This is a genomic window from Arthrobacter sp. KBS0702, from assembly GCF_005937985.2.
Classification (GTDB): Bacteria; Actinomycetota; Actinomycetes; order Actinomycetales; family Micrococcaceae; genus Arthrobacter.
Genome location: NZ_CP042172.1, coordinates 2,912,132 through 2,930,006, shown reverse-complemented (window position 1 = coordinate 2,930,006; position 17,875 = coordinate 2,912,132). Strand labels below are relative to the sequence as shown.

Sequence of the window (17,875 nt, the reverse complement as noted above, 5' to 3'; positions counted from 1 at the left end):
CGCAAAATCCGCACTAATCCCGGCGTCGCTGGGCTAGAGTCGTTCCTACCACTGCAGGAACGCAGACCGGCCGACGTCGCCCGGAGTCCCGGAGCCAAGCTGGATTCTGCCCCAGACCCATAAGAGGTTCTTAGATGCGATACGTAGTTGGCTACACACCCAACGACCGCGGCGCCGACGCTGTCGCGCTCGCTTCGGCCATGGCCAGGGCACAGGGCGCCCATCTGGACCTGGTTCATGTCGTGGACCGGAGCACCCCCTACGTCGCGCTGAACCCGCAGGGGAACCGCGTCAGCGCGGCGGAGCAGGCGGTCCTGACCGCCGAACGGCAGGGTCTTTCCCTGGTCCCGGAGGGCCTCGAAGCCCGCTTCCACGTACGCCAGGCGGACTCCTTCGCCGCGGGCCTGATCGACGCCGCACTGGAATACCGCGCCGGCCTGATTGTGGTGGGCGCCGCGAGCAACGGCCTGTTCAAGCGCTACAGCGTCGGCAGCGTGGCCAACGCACTGCTGCACGCCTCCCCGGTCCCGGTGGCCCTGGCGCCCCGCGGCTACCGGCGCACAGAGCCGATCACCCGGCTGACGCTCGCCGTCGGCCGGCGCACCGGGGCCGAAGCCGCTATCGACGTCGCGATCGAATCCGCCGAGCGCCGCGGCGTGCCGCTGCGGCTGGTCTCCCTCGTCGAACTGGATGCCGAGGGCGACGGCGGCGAAAACGTCAACGCCGCGCACGTCCACGCCAACACCGTGCTCAAGGCCGCGGCGGAACGCCTGCCTGCTGGTCACCACGTGAGCGTGGAGGTCGCGCATGGCCGGACGATCGAGGAGGCCATCGACGACCTCGAGTGGGACGACGCGGAAATCATGATCGTCGGATCGTCCCGGCTGGCGGAAAAGAACAAGCTGTTCATCGGGAGCACGGCCAACAAGGTGCTCCGCGCTTTGCCGGTTCCCATGGTCGTGGTGCCGCGCGACTACGTGCGCATCGACACCAGCCCCGAGGACTGACGCCACCTGGGCGCGAACGTACACTTTGGGCCCCGTTTTGCGGGGAAACGTGGGCCCAAAGTGTACGTTCGCGCTGTGGCTGGGTCCGGGTAGCTCAGAGCGGGGGGACTCAGGCGGCGGCGCGGGCCCGCCGGCGGGTCACGACGTTCTTCCGGGTGGTGCGCAGCATGTCGGCCGTCAACACCAGCAGGGCGAGCCAGACAACGCCGAAGCCGATCCAGCGGTCGGTCGTCATGGGTTCGTGGAACACGGCCAGCGCCACGATGAACTGCAGCACCGGCGCGAAGTACTGCAGCAGCCCGATCATCGTCATCGGAAGCCGCCGCGCGGAAGCACCGAAGAACAGCAGCGGGACGGCGGTGATGACACCCGAAGCGGCCAGCAGCCAGAAGTGCCCGGCACCGTTGCCGGTCAGCGTTGCGGCCCCGGTCATGGCCAGGACGATCATGGTCACCCCGGCGATCGGTGCCAGCACAATCGTCTCCACCGAGAGGCTGGTGATGGCGTCCACCCGCGGGCCAACCCGTTTCTTGACGAAACCGTAGAGGCCGAAACTGAAGGCCAGGGTCAGGGCGATCCATGGCAGTTTGCCGTAGGACACCGTGAGGACGCCAACGGCAATGAAGCCGATTCCGACGGCGGCCCACTGCAGCGGCCGCAGCTTCTCCTTCAGCACCACCACGCCCAGCAGGACCGAGACGAGCGGGTTGATGAAGTAGCCCAGGGAGGCCTCCACGGCCTGCCCGGTGGTCACACCGAAGACGTAGGTCAGCCAGTTCACGGCGATCAGGACCGCGGCGATCATCAGCGGGACGATCAGCGTGCGGTTCCGGAAGGCAGCGCCCAGAACCCGCCAGGAGCGGGTGGCGGTGATCAGCAGGACGCAGAAAATGAGCGACCAGAGGACCCGGTTGGCCACAATTTCGACGGCGCCGGCCGGTTGCAGCAGGAAGAAGTAGAGGGGCATCAACCCCCAAAGCCCGTAGGCGCCGACGCCGAAGAGGATCCCCGCCGTCGTGTCCTTGTCCACCGCCTTAAGCTCTCCCGCCTTCAGAGCAGGGGTTCCGACGGCGGCCCCTGCGGCGGGGGCCGCAGCACCCGGCGGGGTCACGGTGGCGGGGGCAGCGGGTCGGTCGGAGATAGGCACAAGACCAATAACACCACCCCGGGTGCTCCTATTCCTGCCCGAAGGCGCGGCGGAGCGCGTCCGGGGCCTGCGATTTCGGTCACGCCGGGCGCCACCAAGCCGCGGGGGACATTTAGAATGGGGGATTGTGCGCTGTATTTTGCCGGCGCACCCGCCAAGACTCAGAAGGGCTCCCGTGTCCAACTCGGCCGAATCTTCGTCCAAACGTCCCCTCCGCGTTGCGATCGTCGGCGCCGGGCCGGCCGGTGTCTACGCCGCGGATATCCTGACCAAGTCCAACGAGGTCAAGGACGGCGACTTCGAGGTCAGCATCGACCTCTTCGAGGCCTATCCGGCGCCTTACGGCCTGATCCGCTACGGCGTGGCCCCGGACCACCCGCGGATCAAGGGCATCGTCAATGCCCTGCACAAGGTCCTGGACCGCGGGGACATCCGCTTCCTCGGCAACGTCACCTACGGCCGGGACCTCACACTTCACGATTTCCGGGCGTTCTACGACGCAGTGATCTTCTCCACGGGCGCGATCAAGGACGCGGACCTGGACATTCCCGGCGTCGAACTCGAGGGCTCGTTCGGCGGCGCCGACTTCGTGTCCTGGTACGACGGCCATCCGGATGTGCCGCGCGACTGGCCGCTGGAGGCCAAGGAAATCGCGGTGATCGGCAACGGCAACGTGGCCCTGGACGTGGCCCGGATGTTGGTCAAGCACGCCGATGACCTGCTCGTTACGGAGATCCCGGACAACGTCTACCGGGCGCTCAAGGACTCCCCGGTCACGGACGTGCACGTCTTCGGCCGCCGCGGCCCGGCCCAGGTGAAATTCACCCCGCTGGAGCTTCGGGAGCTCAGCCACGCCCGGGACGTGGACATCGTGCTCTACCCCGAGGACTTCGAGTTCGACGAAGCCTCCGACGAGGCCATCCGCACGAACAACCAGATTAAGACCATGGTTAACACCCTCGGGAACTGGCTCGTCGAGGAGCATGCCGAGGCGGAGGAGCCGTCCTCCCGCCGGCTTCACCTGCACTTCCTGCACAACCCGGTCGAAATTCACGACGACGCCGCGCACCCCGGCAAGGTGGCCGGCATCAAGTTCGAGCGGATGCGGCTGGACGGTACCGGAAACGTCAAGGGCACGGGGGAGTTTGTCGACTACCCGGTCCAGGCCGTCTACCGCGCCATCGGCTACCACGGCTCACCCCTGGATGAGCTGGAATACGACGCCCGCCGCGGCGTCATCCCCAACGAAGGCGGCCGGGTGCTCGACGCCGAGGGCAACCCGGTACCGGGAATCTACGCCACCGGCTGGATCAAGCGCGGCCCGGTCGGCCTGATCGGCCACACGAAGGGCGACGCGCTGGAGACCATCGGCTTCCTGCTCGAGGACCGTCTGACCCTCCCGCCGGCACAGAACCCCGATCCACAGGCCATCATCGACCTGCTCGAAGAGCGCGGCATCGAATACACCACGTGGGAAGGCTGGAACAAGCTCGACGCCCACGAACTGGCTCTCGGCGCGGAATGGTCCGCCTCCGGCGGGGCCGACGGCGTCGTGCGTGAACGCATCAAGGTTGTGCCCCGCGAAGAGATGGTCAAGATTTCCCGCGGCTAGCCTTTCCGCGCGGCTCGCCTCTTCCGGGGCGGTCGCCTGAGGGCCGGAGGCCAGGCCCCGGTCCTCGCCCTGTCCCGGCGCCGCTTCCCGACGTAAAATTTCACGCACAGAGACTGCCGTAGCGACCGGCGCATCGCGGGGCCATCCGGTCTCTGGTCCCGTCGGGGAGACAGCCGTGGATGAACAACTCCGCTGGATGGATGCCACCGGGCAGGCCGATCTGGTCCGCTCCGGCCAGATCAGCCCTGCCGAATTGCTCGCTGAGGCGCGGGACCGCATCAGGGAAATCAATCCGGCGGTGAACGCAGTGATCGCCGAGCTGGACGGCACCTCAATGGACAACGCCTCTCCGGACAGCGACGGCGCACGCGCCGAAGAACGGCCCGGTGACGTTCCCTTTCCCGGAGTGCCGTTCCTCGTCAAGGACCTCGCGCTGGAGATTGCCGGGACTCCGTTCTCCGAGGGCTCGCGCTGGCTTGCGGGAAATATCTCGCGCCACGACCAGGAACTCGCGCGGCGCTTCCGCCGGGCCGGGCTGAAAATCCTCGGCAAGACCAACACGTGCGAGTTCGGCCTGAGTCCCCACTGTGAACCGGTGCTGCACGGTGCCACGCACAACCCGTGGGACCTGGCCCTGTCCACGAGCGGGTCCAGCGGCGGCTCGGCGGCCGCCGTGGCGGCCGGAATCATCCCGATGGCACACGGCAACGATCTCGGCGCTTCGCTGCGCTATCCGGCAGCATGGTGCGGAGTCTTCGGCCTCAAACCTACCCGGGGGCGGGTGCCGCTGGGCCCGGAATACGGTGACGTCGCGGGCGGCCTCGCTGCCGAATTCGCCCTGACCCGCACGGTGCGCGACGCCGCAACGCTGCTGGACGCCGTCGCCGGCCCGGCTCCCGGTGACCCGTACTGGGCTCCCCCGCAGCCTCGGCCCTACGCGGCCGAAGCTCTGACACCGCCGGGGCGGCTGCGCATAGCCGCCACAGCCACCCCCAACCGTGGCCAGACGGTCCACCCTGAGTACCTGCGGGCCTTCAACGCCACCGTGGACCTGCTGGGCAGACTGGGCCACGACGTCGAGGAGGGCCGTCCCGAACCACTGGACCGGGCAGGGCACCGTGCCATCCGGGCCGTGTACGCGTCCGCAGCCGCCTGGATTGAGGGGTACTGGACGCGGCGGACGGGCCGGGGGCCGGAAGCGGGGGAGCTGGAACCCTATACCGACGTCCTGTTCGGGCGCGGCCGGAAAGTCAGCGCCGGAGACTACCTGCAGGGCATGGAAGAACTCCAACGATTCAGCCGCCGGATGGCAGGGTTCTTCCAGACCTACGACCTCTGGCTGACCCCGACAGTCGGCTGGCCACCGCTGCAGTTGGGGACGCTGACGGCGACGCCGGAGGACCCCCTCCACGGGGAGCGGGAGGCCGGGACCTTCCTCATGTTCGATGCCGAATACGCAAACATCACGGGTAATCCGGCCATGTCTGTTCCCCTGTACGCCGATTCCGCAGGGCTTCCCGTCGGGATGTCCTTCCTCGCCGGGTTCGGCGCCGAAGCCACCCTCTTCCGGCTGGCGGCCCAGCTGGAACAGGCGAGCCCCTGGGCCGGGCGGCGGCCTGCCGTCGCCGAGCGGTGAACCCGATCAGTGCACAGGCCCCGTATGCCCGATCCACCGCAACCGAACACCGCAATCCACACGAAGGAGACAGCAAATGTATTTGGGAATGTACAGCTTCCGCGGTGATCCGGCAGAACTTCTCGCCGGCCACGACCGAATGCTGGCCCTCCTGCCTGCGGGGCAGCTGGAACTGCATCTGTGTGTGCAGACCGAGGACGGCATTGCCGTTCTGGACACCTGCCCAAACCGGCAAGTCTTTGACCGTTTTAGCAGCGGCCCGGAATTCCAGGAGTTGGTTGCGGCCGCAGGACTGCCCAAGCCCGAGATTCGACGTCTGGGCGAGATCACAAGCTACGTCCTGCCGCCGGGAACCACCACCTGATTCCGCGGCCGGCGCAACGAGATGCGTTTCAAAACGCCCCGCCCGGAACTAGACTTGGCCGGACGTGGCGCCTTCCAGGACGCCGACGCGCACCAACGAAGGTGCCAGCCAGGTGGGAGTTCAATGAGGAATCCGGTCCAGCAGGCCGTCCCGCGCGGCTCCGGCCTGAGCCCTGAGCTTCGCCAGCAGTCCGCCCGTGCGGGGCACGAGCAGCTTGGGTCCCTGGTCCCCGGGGCCGAGCAGCTGCCCGGGCTGCGCAGCCTGATCCGCGAGTCCTGGCAGCGTTCCGCCCAATTGCACGCGAATCCGGACAACCCCGAAGCCCCGCTGGCAATGGACCGCGAGGAGCTCGAGGAATACCGCCGACAGCACCCGTTGGCCGCGATCATGCCCGTGATCCACAAACTCCTGGTCCTGCCCAGCCACGACAGCGGCATGCTGGTGGCCGTGGGAGACGAGGTGGGCCGGCTGCTGTGGGTCGAGGGTGACCCCGCCATGCAGCGCCGCGCCGAGGGCATGATGTTCGTCCCCGGCGCCGACTGGTCCGAGGCGACCGTGGGCACCAGCGCGCCCGGCACCGCGCTCGCGCTGGGCCGCGGGATCCAGATCTCCGGCGCCGAACACTACAAGCGTTCGGTGCACCCCTGGAGCTGCACCGCCGTCCCGTTCCACGATCCGGATTCCGGCGCCTTGCTGGGTGTCGTGGACATCACCGGCACCGAATCCGCCGTCGCGCCGCATACCCTGTCCCTTGTCGAGGCGACGGTGGCCGCCGCGCAGGCGCACCTGCGGGTCGAACGGCTCCAGCTTGCCGCCGCCCGGCAGGGCCCGCCGGCCCGGCGCCGGGCAGCAGCTGCCGTGTCCGGCACTGCGTCAGCCGCCGTGACCGGCGGCCAGGCGCGGACCGCCGGAACGCGTACCTGGGCGTCCGGCAGCCTCTACCGCAACAGCCTGCAGCTGCTCGGCCGCGATCAGGCCGTGCTGAGCCTCGACGGCCGCACCGTCACGCTTTCGGCCAGGCACAGCGAAATCCTCGCCCTGCTCAGCACGCATCCGGAGGGGTTGAACGCTGAGGAACTGAGTGCGCTGCTCTACCCTCGCGGCGGCTCCACCATGACACTGCGGGCCGAAATGGTGCGCCTGCGCAAGGTCCTGCAGCAGCTCAATCCCGACGCCGTCCCTGAGTCCCGGCCCTACCGGTTGCCCGTGGACCTCCTGCCGGACTCCGGCCAGGTCCTCAGCTGCCTGCAGCGGGGCGCGCACCGGATCGCACTGGAAATCTACCGCGGCGCGGTCCTGCCCCGCTCCGAGGCGCCGGGGATCAGCGAACTCCGCAACCGCGTCTCCGCCCTGCTGCGCGAGGCCGTCCTGACCGACGGCAGCGCGGAGTCGCTGCTGAAGTACGCGGAGCTGCCGGAGGCGCAGGACGACGTCGGGGTCCGCACGGCGGCGCTGAAGCTGCTGCCGCCGCGCTCGCCAAAGCGGGCCGCCGTCGTTGCGGACCTGGAACGGCTGGAAGCGGAGTTGAGCGCCTGAGCCTGGCCGTTGCCGTGCGCCGCGTGCCCCGTCATAGGCCTGCCCTGGAGTGGGCGTGATCCGGCTCACATGGTTGCAACCTGCTTGCAACCTCCGCGCTCCTAAGCTGATGCCAGCGGCGGCCGCAGGAATCCTGGCCGCCTCCGCCCACCATCTTGCACAGCAAAGGAGCTAGCAATGACTGTCTACGCACAGCCCGGTACCGAGGGCTCGAAGGTCACCTTCAAGGACCGGTACGAGAACTGGATCGGTGGGGAGTGGGTTGCCCCGGTCAAGGGCCAGTACTTCGAGAACATCACCCCGGTGACCGGCAAGGCGTTTTGCGAGGTCGCCCGCGGCACCGCCGAGGACATTGAACTCGCCCTGGACGCCGCACACAAGGTCGCGCCGTCCTGGGGCAAGACCTCCGTCGCCGAGCGCGCCGCCATCCTGAACAAGATCGCCGACCGGATCGACGAGAACACCGAGATGCTCGCCGTCGCCGAGTCCTGGGACAACGGCAAGCCGATCCGTGAGACCCTCAACGCCGACATTCCGCTCGCCGCGGACCACTTCCGCTACTTCGCGTCGGCCGTCCGCGCCCAGGAGGGCCGGCTGTCCCAGCTCGACGACGACACCACCGCCTACCACTACCACGAGCCGCTCGGCGTCGTCGGCCAGATCATCCCCTGGAACTTCCCGATCCTGATGGCCGTCTGGAAGCTGGCCCCCGCGCTCGCCGCCGGCAACGCCGTCGTCCTCAAGCCGGCCGAGCAGACCCCGTCCTCGATCCTGGTGCTGATGGAACTGATCAGCGACCTGCTGCCGGCGGGCGTCATCAACGTCGTGAACGGCTTCGGCGTGGAGGCAGGCAAGCCGCTGGCCTCCAGCCCGCGGATCCGCAAGATCGCCTTCACCGGCGAAACCACCACCGGCCGCCTGATCAGCCAGTACGCGTCCCAGAACCTGATCCCGGTCACCCTGGAACTCGGCGGCAAGAGCCCCAACATCTTCTTCAACGACGTCGCCGACAGCAACGACGCCTTCTACGACAAGGCCCTCGAAGGCTTCACCCTCTTCGCTTTCAACCAGGGCGAAGTCTGCACCTGCCCGTCCCGCGCCCTGGTCCAGGAGGGTATTTACGACTCCTTCATGGCCGACGCGCTGGCCCGCACCCAGAAGATCATCCAGGGCAACCCGCTGGACACCGACACCCAGCTTGGCGCCCAGGCCTCCAACGACCAGCTCGAGAAGATCCTGTCCTACATCGACATCGGAAAGCAGGAGGGCGCCAAGGCACTCACCGGCGGCGCCCGCGCGGAGCTGTCCGGCGACCTCGCCGGCGGCTACTACGTCCAGCCCACCATCTTCGAGGGCCACAACAAGATGCGAATCTTCCAGGAGGAGATCTTCGGCCCGGTGGTGTCGGTGACCCGCTTCAGCGACTACAGCGACGCCATGGGCATCGCGAACGACACCCTCTACGGCCTCGGCGCCGGCGTCTGGTCCCGCAACGGCAACGTCGCCTACCGCGCCGGCCGTGAGATCCAGGCCGGCCGGGTGTGGGTCAACAACTACCACGCCTACCCGGCCGGTGCCGCGTTCGGCGGGTACAAGTCCTCCGGCATCGGCCGCGAGAACCACGCCATGATGTTGGACCACTACCAGCAGACCAAGAACCTGCTGGTCAGCTACAACGAGAACAAGCTCGGCTTCTTCTAGGCCGACGCGGCGGGGCGGACCTTACCGGTCCGCCCCCTGTTTCCGGCGCCGGGACCCACGGCGCCCCCCGACCCCACCCCTGCCAGGAGAAGCCAAGATGACCCAGACCAGGCTCGACGCCGCCGTGACGATGGCCGGCGAAGACTTCTCCCGCGTGGCCCTCACCCCCGAGGCCGTGCAGCTGCTGCGCAAACTCTGGCTCCAGCACGGGCCCCTGATGTTCCACCAGTCCGGCGGCTGCTGCGACGGGTCCTCACCCATGTGCTATCCGGCGGGGGAGTTCCTCACCGGCGACTCGGACGTGCTGCTGGGGCTGTTCGATATTTCGGACGGCCTGCAGCCGCAGCCGCTGGAGTTCTGGATGTCGCGGGAGCAGTTCAACTACTGGAGCCATACGCACCTGACGGTCGACGTCGTATCCGGCCGGGGAAGCGGCTTCTCGGTGGAAGCGCCCGAGGGGAAGCGATTCCTGATCCGCTCGACACTGATGGACTGGCCGGTCTGAGCCGCTGACTTCTGAGCGCGAACGTACACTTGGGGCCCTCGCGGGAGGGGCCCCAAGTGTACGTTCGCGCTCTTTTGCGTCTCACAATGTGGGATAAAGGCGGCCGTCCAGTGGATGGACACTACTCTTAATAGGTCCGTTTCCACCCAGCTACCGAGATTTTGGACTTTGCTATGAACCTTTTCCGGACCAAATCCATTGAGCAGTCGATTGCCGACGCCGATGAGCCCGGACGCAAGCTGAAGCGCTCGCTCAGCACCTGGGACCTGATGATCATGGGTGTCGCCGTTGCCGTCGGCGCCGGAATCTTCTCGGTCGGAGCCAAGGCTGCCGCAAACTTTGCCGGCCCCGCCGTCACCATCTCCTTCGCGATCGCCGCCGTCACCTGCGCCCTCGCCATCATGTGCTACGCCGAATTCGCCACGGCCATTCCGGTGGCAGGCTCCGCCTATGTCTTCACCTACGCCACCATGGGCGAGGTGCTCGCCTGGATTATCGGCTGGAACCTCATCCTCGAGCTGTTCACCGCGGCCGCCGTGATCGCGAAGTACTGGGGCATCTACCTCAGCAAGGTCTTCGCGCTGATGGGACTGGACATTCCGCCGTCGATCTCCGTGGCAGGCGTCGACCTCTTCTGGGGCGCCTTCCTGATTGTCGCCGTCTTCACGGTCCTGCTGGTCCTGGGGACCAAGCTCTCGGCCCGCGTCGGCAACGTCTTCACGCTGATCAAGATCGCGGTCGTGCTCTTCGTGATTGTGGTCGGCTTCAGCTACGTGAAGTTCGAGAACTACGCTCCGTTCGTCCCGGCCTCCCAGCCCACCGGCGGCACCGGCGCCACGGACGTGCTCAAGCAGTCCTTCTTCGGCTTCCTGACCGGCGCGGCCCCCGCGCAGTACGGCACGCTGGGTATCTTCGCCGGCGCCGCACTGGTCTTCTTCGCCTTCATCGGCTTCGACGTCGTCGCCACCTCCGCCGAGGAGGTCAAGAACCCGCAGAAGACGCTGCCCCGCGGCATCTTCGGCGGCCTCGCGATCGTCACCGTGCTCTACATCCTGGTCTCGCTCGCGCTGACCGGCATGGTTTCCTACACCAAGCTGGCCGAGGCAAAGAATCCCACGCTGACCACTGCCTTCGAGGCCGTCGGCAACACCGACGCCGCCAAGGTGATCGCTTTCGGCTCGCTCGTGGGCCTGACCACGGTGATTATGGTCCTGTTGATGGGCCTCTCCCGCGTGGTCATGGCGATGAGCCGCGACGGCCTGCTGCCGCGCTCGCTGTCCAAGACCGGCACCATCCGTGCGACGCCGGCCCGCCTGCAGATCATCTGCGGCACCGCCGTGGCGCTCGTGGCCGGGCTGACCAACGTGGACCTGCTGGAGGAAATGATCAACATCGGCACGCTCTCCGCGTTCGTGATGGTCAGCCTCGGCATCCTGGTACTGCGCAAGAAGCGCCCCGACCTCAAGCCGGCATTCCGCGTGCCGTTCGGGAGGGTGCTGCCGGTCGTGTCGGCCGTGCTGTGCCTGTACCTGATGACGAACCTTGCTGTGGAGACCTGGATCTTCTTCGCCATCTGGCTGGTCATCGGCATTGCGATCTACTTCGCCTACGGCCAGCGCCATTCCCGCCTCAACGAGAAGTTCGCCGAGGCCAGGGCCGCTGTCAACAGCCCCGGCGTCAAGGCCGCCGGCACGCCGGCTGCGCCCATGAACGACGGCGCCAACGCCGACGACAACGCCGACGACAACGCAGCCGCGGACCAGTCAGAAAAGGCGGAGTCGCTTACCCGCTCCTAGCCGCACCGCGGAAATCCAGCGCGGGGTCACCTGCGGCCCGTCCGGCCTGTCCGGATGGGCCGCAGGTGGCCCCGCGTTTGTCATCCGTGCGCAGCCTCTTCCGCAGTCGTCTCAGAGGTGTAACAATGCGCCCAATGTGGTTGACCTCACAGTAGCCTTGGGACAGACTTATTTTTGAACGATTGTTCGGGAAGCGAACACATGGGGCTTGGGGGCTAGTCACTCTCACGCCAATGCGCACACAGGAGTGAACATGAAACGTCGTATTATCACCGTGCTGGCTGCCGCATCGGTCCTCGCACTCTCGGCCTGCAGCAGCGGATCGCCGAGTTCGACGGGCGGCGGCACCGCGTCCGGGGGCGCCTCGGGCGGCGGCGAGTTGACCAAGATCAGCGTCGGTGTGATCCCGATTGTCGACTGCGCCCCCATCTACCTGGGCAACAAGCAGGGCTTCTTCAAGGACGAAGGACTCCAGCTGGACATCCAGACGGCCACCGGCGGCGCGGCGATCGTGCCCGGTGTGGTCAGCGGCAGTTTCGACTTCGCCTTCTCCAACCTGATCTCGGTCATGGTGGCCAAGGACAAGGGCCTTGACCTGAAGTTCGTGGCCAACGGCGCCTCGACCACGGGGGAGAAGGGCAAGGACATCGGCGGCGTCGTTGTCCCGGCCGGTTCCAGCATCAAGTCCCCGAAGGACCTCGCGGGCAAGACCGTCTCGGTGAACAACCTCTCCAACATCGGTGACACCACCATCAAGTCCGTTATCGAAAAGGACGGCGGCAGCACCGCTGAAGTGAAGTTCGTTGAGGTGGCCTTCCCGGATGCCCCCGCTGCCCTTGCCAACAAGCAGGTCGACGCGGCCTGGATCCTGGAGCCCTTCCTGTCCAAGGCGGTGGCCGACGGCGGCAAGATCATCTCCTCGAACTTCGCGGACATGAGCCCCGAGCTGGACATTGCCGGCTACTTCACGAAGTCGGACACCATCAAGGGCAAGGCTGACCTGACCCAGAAGTTCACCCGGGCCATGAACAAGTCCCTCGAATACGCCCAGGCGCACCCGCAGGAGGTCCGCGACATCGTGGGCACCTACACCAAGATTGACGAAGCCACCCGCGCCAAGATGATCCTGCCGCGCTACCGGGTGGAGTTCAACAAGGACGCCTTCAAGACCCTCGGCGACGCCGCCGCCCGGTACGGCACGCTGTCCAAGGCCCCGAGCGCCGGCGACCTGCTCCCGTGAGTCAAGCGGCTCCACTCGCCGGCGGTTCCGCCCCCATTGCGGGGCGGGACCGGCGGTCCGCGCGCAGACTTCCGGTAAAACAGCTCCTCGGCGTCGCCGGGATCGTGGGATTCCTGGCCACCTGGGAGCTCATTCCCCGGCTGGGCATCATCGACGCACGGTACCTGCCGCCGGCCAGCGAGGTCATTGCGGCGCTGCTCCGTGACTTCAGCCTGACCGCGTTCTGGGTCTCGGTCGGCGAAACGATGAAGGCCTGGTTCCTTGGCCTCATCATCGCCGTCGCCCTCGCGGTGCTGCTGGGCTTTATCATCGGCTCCAGCACCTTCCTGCGCAAAGCCACCAATTCCACCGTCGAGTTCCTGCGCCCCATCCCGTCCGTGGCGTTGATTCCGCTGGCCGTGCTGCTCTTCGGCGTGAAGATTGAGTCCTCCCTCATGCTGATCACCTACGCAGCCTTCTGGCAGGTACTGATCCAGGTCCTCTACGGAGTGGCCGACGTCGACATGGTCGCCAACAACACCGCCAAGACCTACGGGCTGGGCGCGATGGCCCGGATTCGCTACGTTGTGTTCCCCACCGCCCTGCCGTACCTGATGACCGGCGTCCGGCTCGCCGCCACGGTTGCCCTGGTGCTGGCCATCACGGCGGAGCTCGTCATCGGCTCGCCGGGCCTCGGCCGTGAAATTGCGCTCGCGCAGTCCGGCGGCGCCATCTCCGGCATGTACGCCCTAGTCCTCGCGACGGGCCTGATCGGCGTCCTGATCAACGTCCTGATGCGGTTCATCGAGAAGAAGACCCTGTCCTGGCACTCCTCCGTCCGTTCCGAGGCGATCGTATGAAAGCACTGAAAACCGCGGGCTACGTGCTGGCCCTGCCGGTCCTGCTGGTCCTGGCCTGGTGGGCGGCCACCCTGGGCTCAGTCAACTTCTTCGTCCCCACTCCCGCCGCCCTGGTCAGCAAGTTCGGCCAGGTGTGGTTCGGCCCGCGCTTCTTCTCGGACGTGCTGCCCAGCATCGGCAGGCTCCTGGTCGGCGTTGTTGCGGCGATCGCGATCGGCGTCGTCGGCGGTGTGTTGATCGGCTCGGTCAAATGGCTCCGTGCGCTGCTGGAACCCACGCTGGAATTCTTCCGCGCCATTCCGCCGCCCGTGCTGGTCCCCGTGCTGATGCTGCTGCTGGGCATCACGGATTCCATGAAGGTCGTTGTCATCATCTCCGGCTGTGTCTGGCCCGTCCTCCTGAACACGATCGAAGGCGTCCGGGCCGTGGACTCCGTCCTCTCCGACTCCAGCCACACCTATGGCATCGATGGCTGGGCCCGGGTCCGGTATCTCGTCCTGCCGTCGGCCAGCCCGCAGATCATGGCCGGCGTTCGCCAGTCGCTGTCCCTGGGGCTGATCCTGATGGTCATTTCCGAAATGTTCGCCTCGTCCTCCGGGCTGGGCTTCACCATTGTCCAGTTCCAGCGCTCGTTCGCCATCCCGGAAATGTGGTCCGGCATTGTGGTGCTCGGGCTCCTGGGTGTGGCCATGTCATTCATCTTCCAGTGGGCCGAGCGGAACATCCTGCGCTGGTACCACGGCCAGAAAGAGGTAGAAAATGCAGCCTAGTGCAGCCCCGGCGGCCCCGGAAGCGATGCTTTCGGTCCGCGGCTTGAAGAAGGTCTACCAGACCGACGGCGGCGACGTCGAGGCGGTGCGGAACCTCACCTTCGATCTCCGCGCCGGGGAACTGGCCTGCCTCGTGGGCCCCTCGGGATCCGGCAAGACCACCCTGCTCAAGTGCATCTCGGGCCTGATGGCGCCCACCGAGGGCGAAGTGCTCCTGGACGGCAAGCGGGTGTCCGGTCCGCCGAAGAAGATGGCCGTGGTGTTCCAGGAGTACGGCCGGTCGTTGTTTCCCTGGATGCGCGTCCGGGACAACGTGGAGCTGCCGCTGAAGAACCAGGGCGTGCCCAAGGCCGAACGTGACCGGCTCGTCGACGAGGCCCTCGAGGCGGTGGGCCTGGCGCACGTGCCGCGCTCCTACCCGTGGCAGCTCTCCGGCGGCATGCAGCAGCGCGTGGCGATCGCCCGCGCCATTGCGTACCAGCCCGAGGTCCTGTTGATGGACGAACCGTTCGCGGCCGTGGACGCCCAGACCCGCGCGGACCTTGAGGACCTGATCCGGGTGGTGTGGAAGAAGCTCGGCGTGACGGTGCTTTTCGTCACCCACGACATCGATGAGTCCGTGTACCTGGGCGAGCGGGTCATCATCCTCTCCAGCTCCCCGACCGTGGTGCAGGAGGACATCGTGATCGACCTTCCGGCCGAACGCGACCAGTTGGAGACCCGGTCACTGCCCCGCTTCACGGAGCTCCGCCACCACGTCTACGAGCAGATCCAGCTGGCCAAGAAGGGCCACCGGCCGGCGGCAGCCGGCGCGTCCACGCCGGGCGCGGCAGGCTCGTCAGCGGCCGGCGCGGCGGCCGGCCTGGCCTAGCCCCTGCCCCGCCGTGATACCCCGCTCCGTGCGAGGTTGAACAGCTTGGCGGCACTGGAAGCCGGCTGGGCCGGAACGCCGGGTTCCGCCGGATAGAGGGTCTCGGCTTCGGCGCGCTTGCGGGCCAGCAGCGCGGGCAGCTTCGCCGCCAGCGGCCCTGCCTGCGCCGGCATGGCCGGGCTACCCTCGTCCAGGGCGAGCGGCCAGCCGCTTCCCAGGGCGGTCACCGATTCGTGTTTGACGTCGTAGTAGCCCTTTTTCATCCCGACGGCGATGCCGCGCGCCCCGGCGGCAGCCGCCAGCAGGTGGAGGTGGAAACGGCTGGTGACCCAGGTCTGCTGGTCGGAGAGCGGGAGTCCGTGGTTCCAGACGTGGACGAACGGCACGAACCGCTCCTCGGGGATGAGATCCGCCAGCCGCTCGTAGGCTGCCCGGTCGAAGCCGGGGATGGCTTCGACGTAGTACGCAGCGATGCCCTGGCGGGCAGCCCGCTCGATTTCGGCGCGGGCGAGTTCCACGGCGGATTCGAGCCGGCCGGGATCCGCCATGTCGCTCTGGATGCAGACGTAGAGGCCGGGGGCTGCTTCGGTCCGGGAGAGTTCCTCTTCGATCCCGAGGAAGGCGTCGTCCAGGCCCATCTCCAGCCCGTGCGCGGCCGCGCTCGCCTCGTCGCGCGCACGGGCGTAGGTGAACCCGCGGAACAGCGGCGTTTCCCCGGGGGCCGGTGACAGCACCGGCATGAGCCCTTGTCCGGTGGCGAAGAGCTTGGCGCCGGTCATTTCACCGACCGCGCGCATGCCGACGACCAGCCCGGCGTGGTGCGGCCAGGTTTCATTGACGTAGCCGCCGCCGATCAGGTGGAGCGATTCGGCTTCCCGCATCTTCAGGAGGCCCAGATCGTACGCCGGGGTACCCAGGCCGGTGACGCGTTCGCGGATGTTCTTCGCGGCCTCGTCGGCGGGAAGGTCGGCGTTTTCATGCACCAGGCGCCAGAGGGTGTTGGTGACCCGGAGCCGCGGATGCAGGCCCTCGAAGAGCACCTGCGCCATCCCAGGTTGGGGGCTGTCCAGCCAGACATCGGCGTCTGGCCGGGCCACGGCGAGGTATTTGAGCCAGGCGGCGGCAATGAACTCATCGCCGAAGTTGGGGTGGCCGGACGTGCCGACAAGGTAAATAATTCCCGGATTCATTTACCCGACTATAGTCGGCGCGCCGCCGCGGGTTGGTCGGAACGGCGGGAAATTCCGGGAAGTGCCGGGGAAAGCGGAACACCCCGCCGCGGGTCTCCGCGGCGGGGTGTTCTTCGGTGCTGGGGCAGTTAGCCGACCTTGTTGGCGGCCTCGGCGTCCGAGGTTGCAGCGCCGGCAGCGGCGGCGCCGAGGTTGGCGCGCAGCTTCGCGCCGAGCTCGGCGTCGACGTTGGTCCAGTACTGGATGGCGCGTTCCTTGATGGCCGGGCTCTTCACGCCGCCCACGGCGCCGGTGATGGTGTCCAGCAGGCGGGCCTTGGCGCCGTCGTCGTACACCTCGCGGTACAGCGTGCCGGCCTGGCCGAAGTCGCCGTCCTCAGCGTGCAGGGAGTGCGCGGAGAGCGTCAGCTCGCCGTCGTTCTCCCAGCCGCCGGCCGGGCTCTGCGGTTCCACGGCAGCCGGGCCGCCGACGGAGTTCGGGGCGTACACCGGAACCGAGGGCGCGTTGAAGTGGTAGCGCCCCTGGCCGTCCTGGCTGTAGTTGTTGACCTGGCTCTTGGGCAGGTTGACCGGCAGCTGGGCGTGGTTGGTGCCCACGCGGTAACGGTGTGCGTCGGCATAGGAGAAGATGCGGGCCTGCAGCATCTTGTCCGGTGAAGCGGCGATGCCCGGCACGAAGTTCGACGGCGCGAAGGTGGCCTGCTCGATCTGCGCGAAGTAGTTCTCCGGGTTCTTGTTCAGCTCCATGGTGCCGACCTTGACCAGCGGGTAGTCGCTGTGCGGCCACACCTTGGTGAGGTCGAACGGGTTGAAGCGGTAGGTCTTGGCGTCCTCGTAGGGCATGACCTGCACGTGCAGGTCCCAGGACGGGAAGTTGCCCGCGGCAATGTTCTCCTGCAGGTCGCGGATGTAGAAGTCCGCGTCCGAGCCGGCCAGCGACTCGGCCTCATCGCCCGTCAGGGACTTGACGCCCTGGTTGGACTTGAAGTGGTACTTGACCCAGAAGCGCTCGCCCGCGGCGTTGATCCACTGGTAGGTGTGCGAGCCGTAGCCCTGCATTTCGCGCCAGGAGGCCGGCAGTCCGCGGTCGCCCATGAGCCAGGTGACCTGGTGCGCGGACTCGGGGGAGAGGGTCCAGAAGTCCCACTGCATGTCGGCGTCGCGCAGGTGGGTGCCCGGGAGGCGCTTCTGCGAGTGGATGAAGTCCGGGAACTTGATGCCGTCGCGGATGAAGAACACCGGGGTGTTGTTGCCGACCAGGTCGTAGTTGCCCTCGGTGGTGTAGAACTTCACGGCGAAGCCGCGCGGGTCACGCCAGGTGTCGGGGGAGCCGTTTTCGCCGGCGACGGAGGAGAAGCGGATGAGCATGTCCGTCTCGGTGCCCGGCTGGAACAGTGCGGCCTTGGTGTACTGGGACACGTCGCCGGTGGTCTTGAAGGTACCGAACGCGCCGCCGCCCTTGGCGTGCACGACGCGCTCCGGCACGCGTTCGCGGTTGAACTGGGCCAGCTTCTCGATCAGGTAGTGATCGGTGAGGATGATCGCGCCGTCGGCACCGACGGACTGCGAGTGGGCGTCGGACGTGACGGGGGCTCCGGACTGTGTCGTGGACACTGCGGGCGCAGAGATGTTCTGAGTCATCGTTCTCCTATTTCTGTTTCT

15 protein-coding genes are annotated in these 17,875 nt (G+C 67.3%); 12 read left to right on the top strand and 3 right to left on the bottom strand.

Annotation, left to right across the window (positions count from 1 at the left end; all coding sequences use genetic code 11):
* Window positions 1-134: 134 nt before the first annotated feature.
* Window positions 135-1,007 (top strand): universal stress protein, encoded by an 873-nt coding sequence (locus FFF93_RS13515; protein WP_138768464.1) that lies wholly within the window; start codon window positions 135-137, stop codon window positions 1,005-1,007.
* A 109-nt stretch (window positions 1,008-1,116) separates the two neighbouring features.
* On the opposite strand, the gene rarD is transcribed toward FFF93_RS13515, so the two are convergent.
* Window positions 1,117-2,154: an EamA family transporter RarD gene (rarD, locus tag FFF93_RS13510; RefSeq protein ID WP_395858393.1), complete on the bottom strand. Its 1,038-nt coding sequence runs from the start codon at window positions 2,152-2,154 to the stop codon at window positions 1,117-1,119.
* Window positions 2,155-2,329: 175 nt separating this feature from the next.
* Between rarD and FFF93_RS13505 the strand changes: the two genes are divergently transcribed.
* The 11 genes from FFF93_RS13505 (at window position 2,330) to FFF93_RS13455 (ending at window position 15,024) form a co-directional block, all read left to right on the top strand.
* Entirely contained in the window at window positions 2,330-3,766 is a 1,437-nt protein-coding gene (locus FFF93_RS13505) for an FAD-dependent oxidoreductase (protein ID WP_138768465.1), read from the top strand.
* 175 nt (window positions 3,767-3,941) lie between these two features.
* On the top strand, window positions 3,942-5,402 hold the full coding sequence (locus tag FFF93_RS13500; protein ID WP_222424622.1) for an amidase: 1,461 nt from the start codon (window positions 3,942-3,944) through the stop codon (window positions 5,400-5,402).
* 88 nt (window positions 5,403-5,490) lie between these two features.
* Window positions 5,491-5,766 carry a hypothetical protein gene (locus FFF93_RS13495; RefSeq protein ID WP_138768466.1) on the top strand — a complete coding sequence of 92 codons (276 nt, stop codon included), beginning with the start codon at window positions 5,491-5,493 and terminating at the stop codon, window positions 5,764-5,766.
* A 123-nt stretch (window positions 5,767-5,889) separates the two neighbouring features.
* Window positions 5,890-7,302 (top strand): GAF domain-containing protein, encoded by a 1,413-nt coding sequence (locus FFF93_RS13490; RefSeq protein ID WP_138768467.1) that lies wholly within the window; start codon window positions 5,890-5,892, stop codon window positions 7,300-7,302.
* Window positions 7,303-7,479: 177 nt separating this feature from the next.
* Window positions 7,480-9,003 (top strand): aldehyde dehydrogenase family protein, encoded by a 1,524-nt coding sequence (locus FFF93_RS13485; protein WP_138768468.1) that lies wholly within the window; start codon window positions 7,480-7,482, stop codon window positions 9,001-9,003.
* A gap of 97 nt (window positions 9,004-9,100) precedes the next feature.
* On the top strand, window positions 9,101-9,508 hold the full coding sequence (locus FFF93_RS13480) for a DUF779 domain-containing protein (RefSeq protein ID WP_138768469.1): 408 nt from the start codon (window positions 9,101-9,103) through the stop codon (window positions 9,506-9,508).
* A 173-nt stretch (window positions 9,509-9,681) separates the two neighbouring features.
* Entirely contained in the window at window positions 9,682-11,304 is a 1,623-nt protein-coding gene (locus FFF93_RS13475; RefSeq protein WP_261375141.1) for an amino acid permease, read from the top strand.
* A 253-nt stretch (window positions 11,305-11,557) separates the two neighbouring features.
* Window positions 11,558-12,544, top strand: a complete 987-nt coding sequence (locus FFF93_RS13470) for an ABC transporter substrate-binding protein (RefSeq protein ID WP_138768470.1) — start codon at window positions 11,558-11,560, stop codon at window positions 12,542-12,544.
* Window positions 12,541-13,383, top strand: a complete 843-nt coding sequence (locus tag FFF93_RS13465) for an ABC transporter permease (protein ID WP_138768471.1) — start codon at window positions 12,541-12,543, stop codon at window positions 13,381-13,383. The genes FFF93_RS13470 and FFF93_RS13465 overlap by 4 nt, the downstream gene beginning before the upstream one ends.
* Entirely contained in the window at window positions 13,380-14,153 is a 774-nt protein-coding gene (locus FFF93_RS13460; protein ID WP_138768472.1) for an ABC transporter permease, read from the top strand. The genes FFF93_RS13465 and FFF93_RS13460 overlap by 4 nt, the downstream gene beginning before the upstream one ends.
* Window positions 14,143-15,024, top strand: a complete 882-nt coding sequence (locus tag FFF93_RS13455) for an ABC transporter ATP-binding protein (RefSeq protein ID WP_138768473.1) — start codon at window positions 14,143-14,145, stop codon at window positions 15,022-15,024. Before FFF93_RS13460 ends, FFF93_RS13455 begins: the two co-directional genes overlap by 11 nt.
* Here the strand turns inward: FFF93_RS13455 and FFF93_RS13450 are convergent.
* Window positions 15,021-16,214 carry a polysaccharide pyruvyl transferase family protein gene (locus tag FFF93_RS13450; protein ID WP_138768474.1) on the bottom strand — a complete coding sequence of 398 codons (1,194 nt, stop codon included), beginning with the start codon at window positions 16,212-16,214 and terminating at the stop codon, window positions 15,021-15,023. The genes FFF93_RS13455 and FFF93_RS13450 overlap by 4 nt on opposite strands.
* A 128-nt stretch (window positions 16,215-16,342) precedes the next feature.
* The gene (locus FFF93_RS13445) at window positions 16,343-17,854 is read right to left on the bottom strand and encodes a catalase (RefSeq protein WP_138768475.1); all 1,512 of its coding nucleotides are present in this window, start codon (window positions 17,852-17,854) and stop codon (window positions 16,343-16,345) included.
* Between the last annotated feature and the right edge of the window lie 21 nt (window positions 17,855-17,875).

Excerpts from the sequence above, each read along its gene's own strand:
- FFF93_RS13515 (WP_138768464.1), top strand. The coding sequence starts at position 135 with ATGCGATACGTAGTTGGCTACACACCCAACGACCGCGGCGCCGACGCT.
- FFF93_RS13495 (WP_138768466.1), top strand. The coding sequence starts at position 5,491 with ATGTACAGCTTCCGCGGTGATCCGGCAGAACTTCTCGCCGGCCACGAC.
- FFF93_RS13490 (WP_138768467.1), top strand. The coding sequence starts at position 5,890 with ATGAGGAATCCGGTCCAGCAGGCCGTCCCGCGCGGCTCCGGCCTGAGC.
- FFF93_RS13485 (WP_138768468.1), top strand. The coding sequence starts at position 7,480 with ATGACTGTCTACGCACAGCCCGGTACCGAGGGCTCGAAGGTCACCTTC.
- FFF93_RS13480 (WP_138768469.1), top strand. The coding sequence starts at position 9,101 with ATGACCCAGACCAGGCTCGACGCCGCCGTGACGATGGCCGGCGAAGAC.
- FFF93_RS13475 (WP_261375141.1), top strand. The coding sequence starts at position 9,682 with ATGAACCTTTTCCGGACCAAATCCATTGAGCAGTCGATTGCCGACGCC.
- FFF93_RS13470 (WP_138768470.1), top strand. The coding sequence starts at position 11,558 with ATGAAACGTCGTATTATCACCGTGCTGGCTGCCGCATCGGTCCTCGCA.
- FFF93_RS13460 (WP_138768472.1), top strand. The coding sequence starts at position 13,380 with ATGAAAGCACTGAAAACCGCGGGCTACGTGCTGGCCCTGCCGGTCCTG.
- FFF93_RS13455 (WP_138768473.1), top strand. The coding sequence starts at position 14,143 with ATGCAGCCTAGTGCAGCCCCGGCGGCCCCGGAAGCGATGCTTTCGGTC.
- FFF93_RS13450 (WP_138768474.1), bottom strand. The coding sequence starts at position 16,214 with ATGAATCCGGGAATTATTTACCTTGTCGGCACGTCCGGCCACCCCAAC.
- FFF93_RS13445 (WP_138768475.1), bottom strand. The coding sequence starts at position 17,854 with ATGACTCAGAACATCTCTGCGCCCGCAGTGTCCACGACACAGTCCGGA.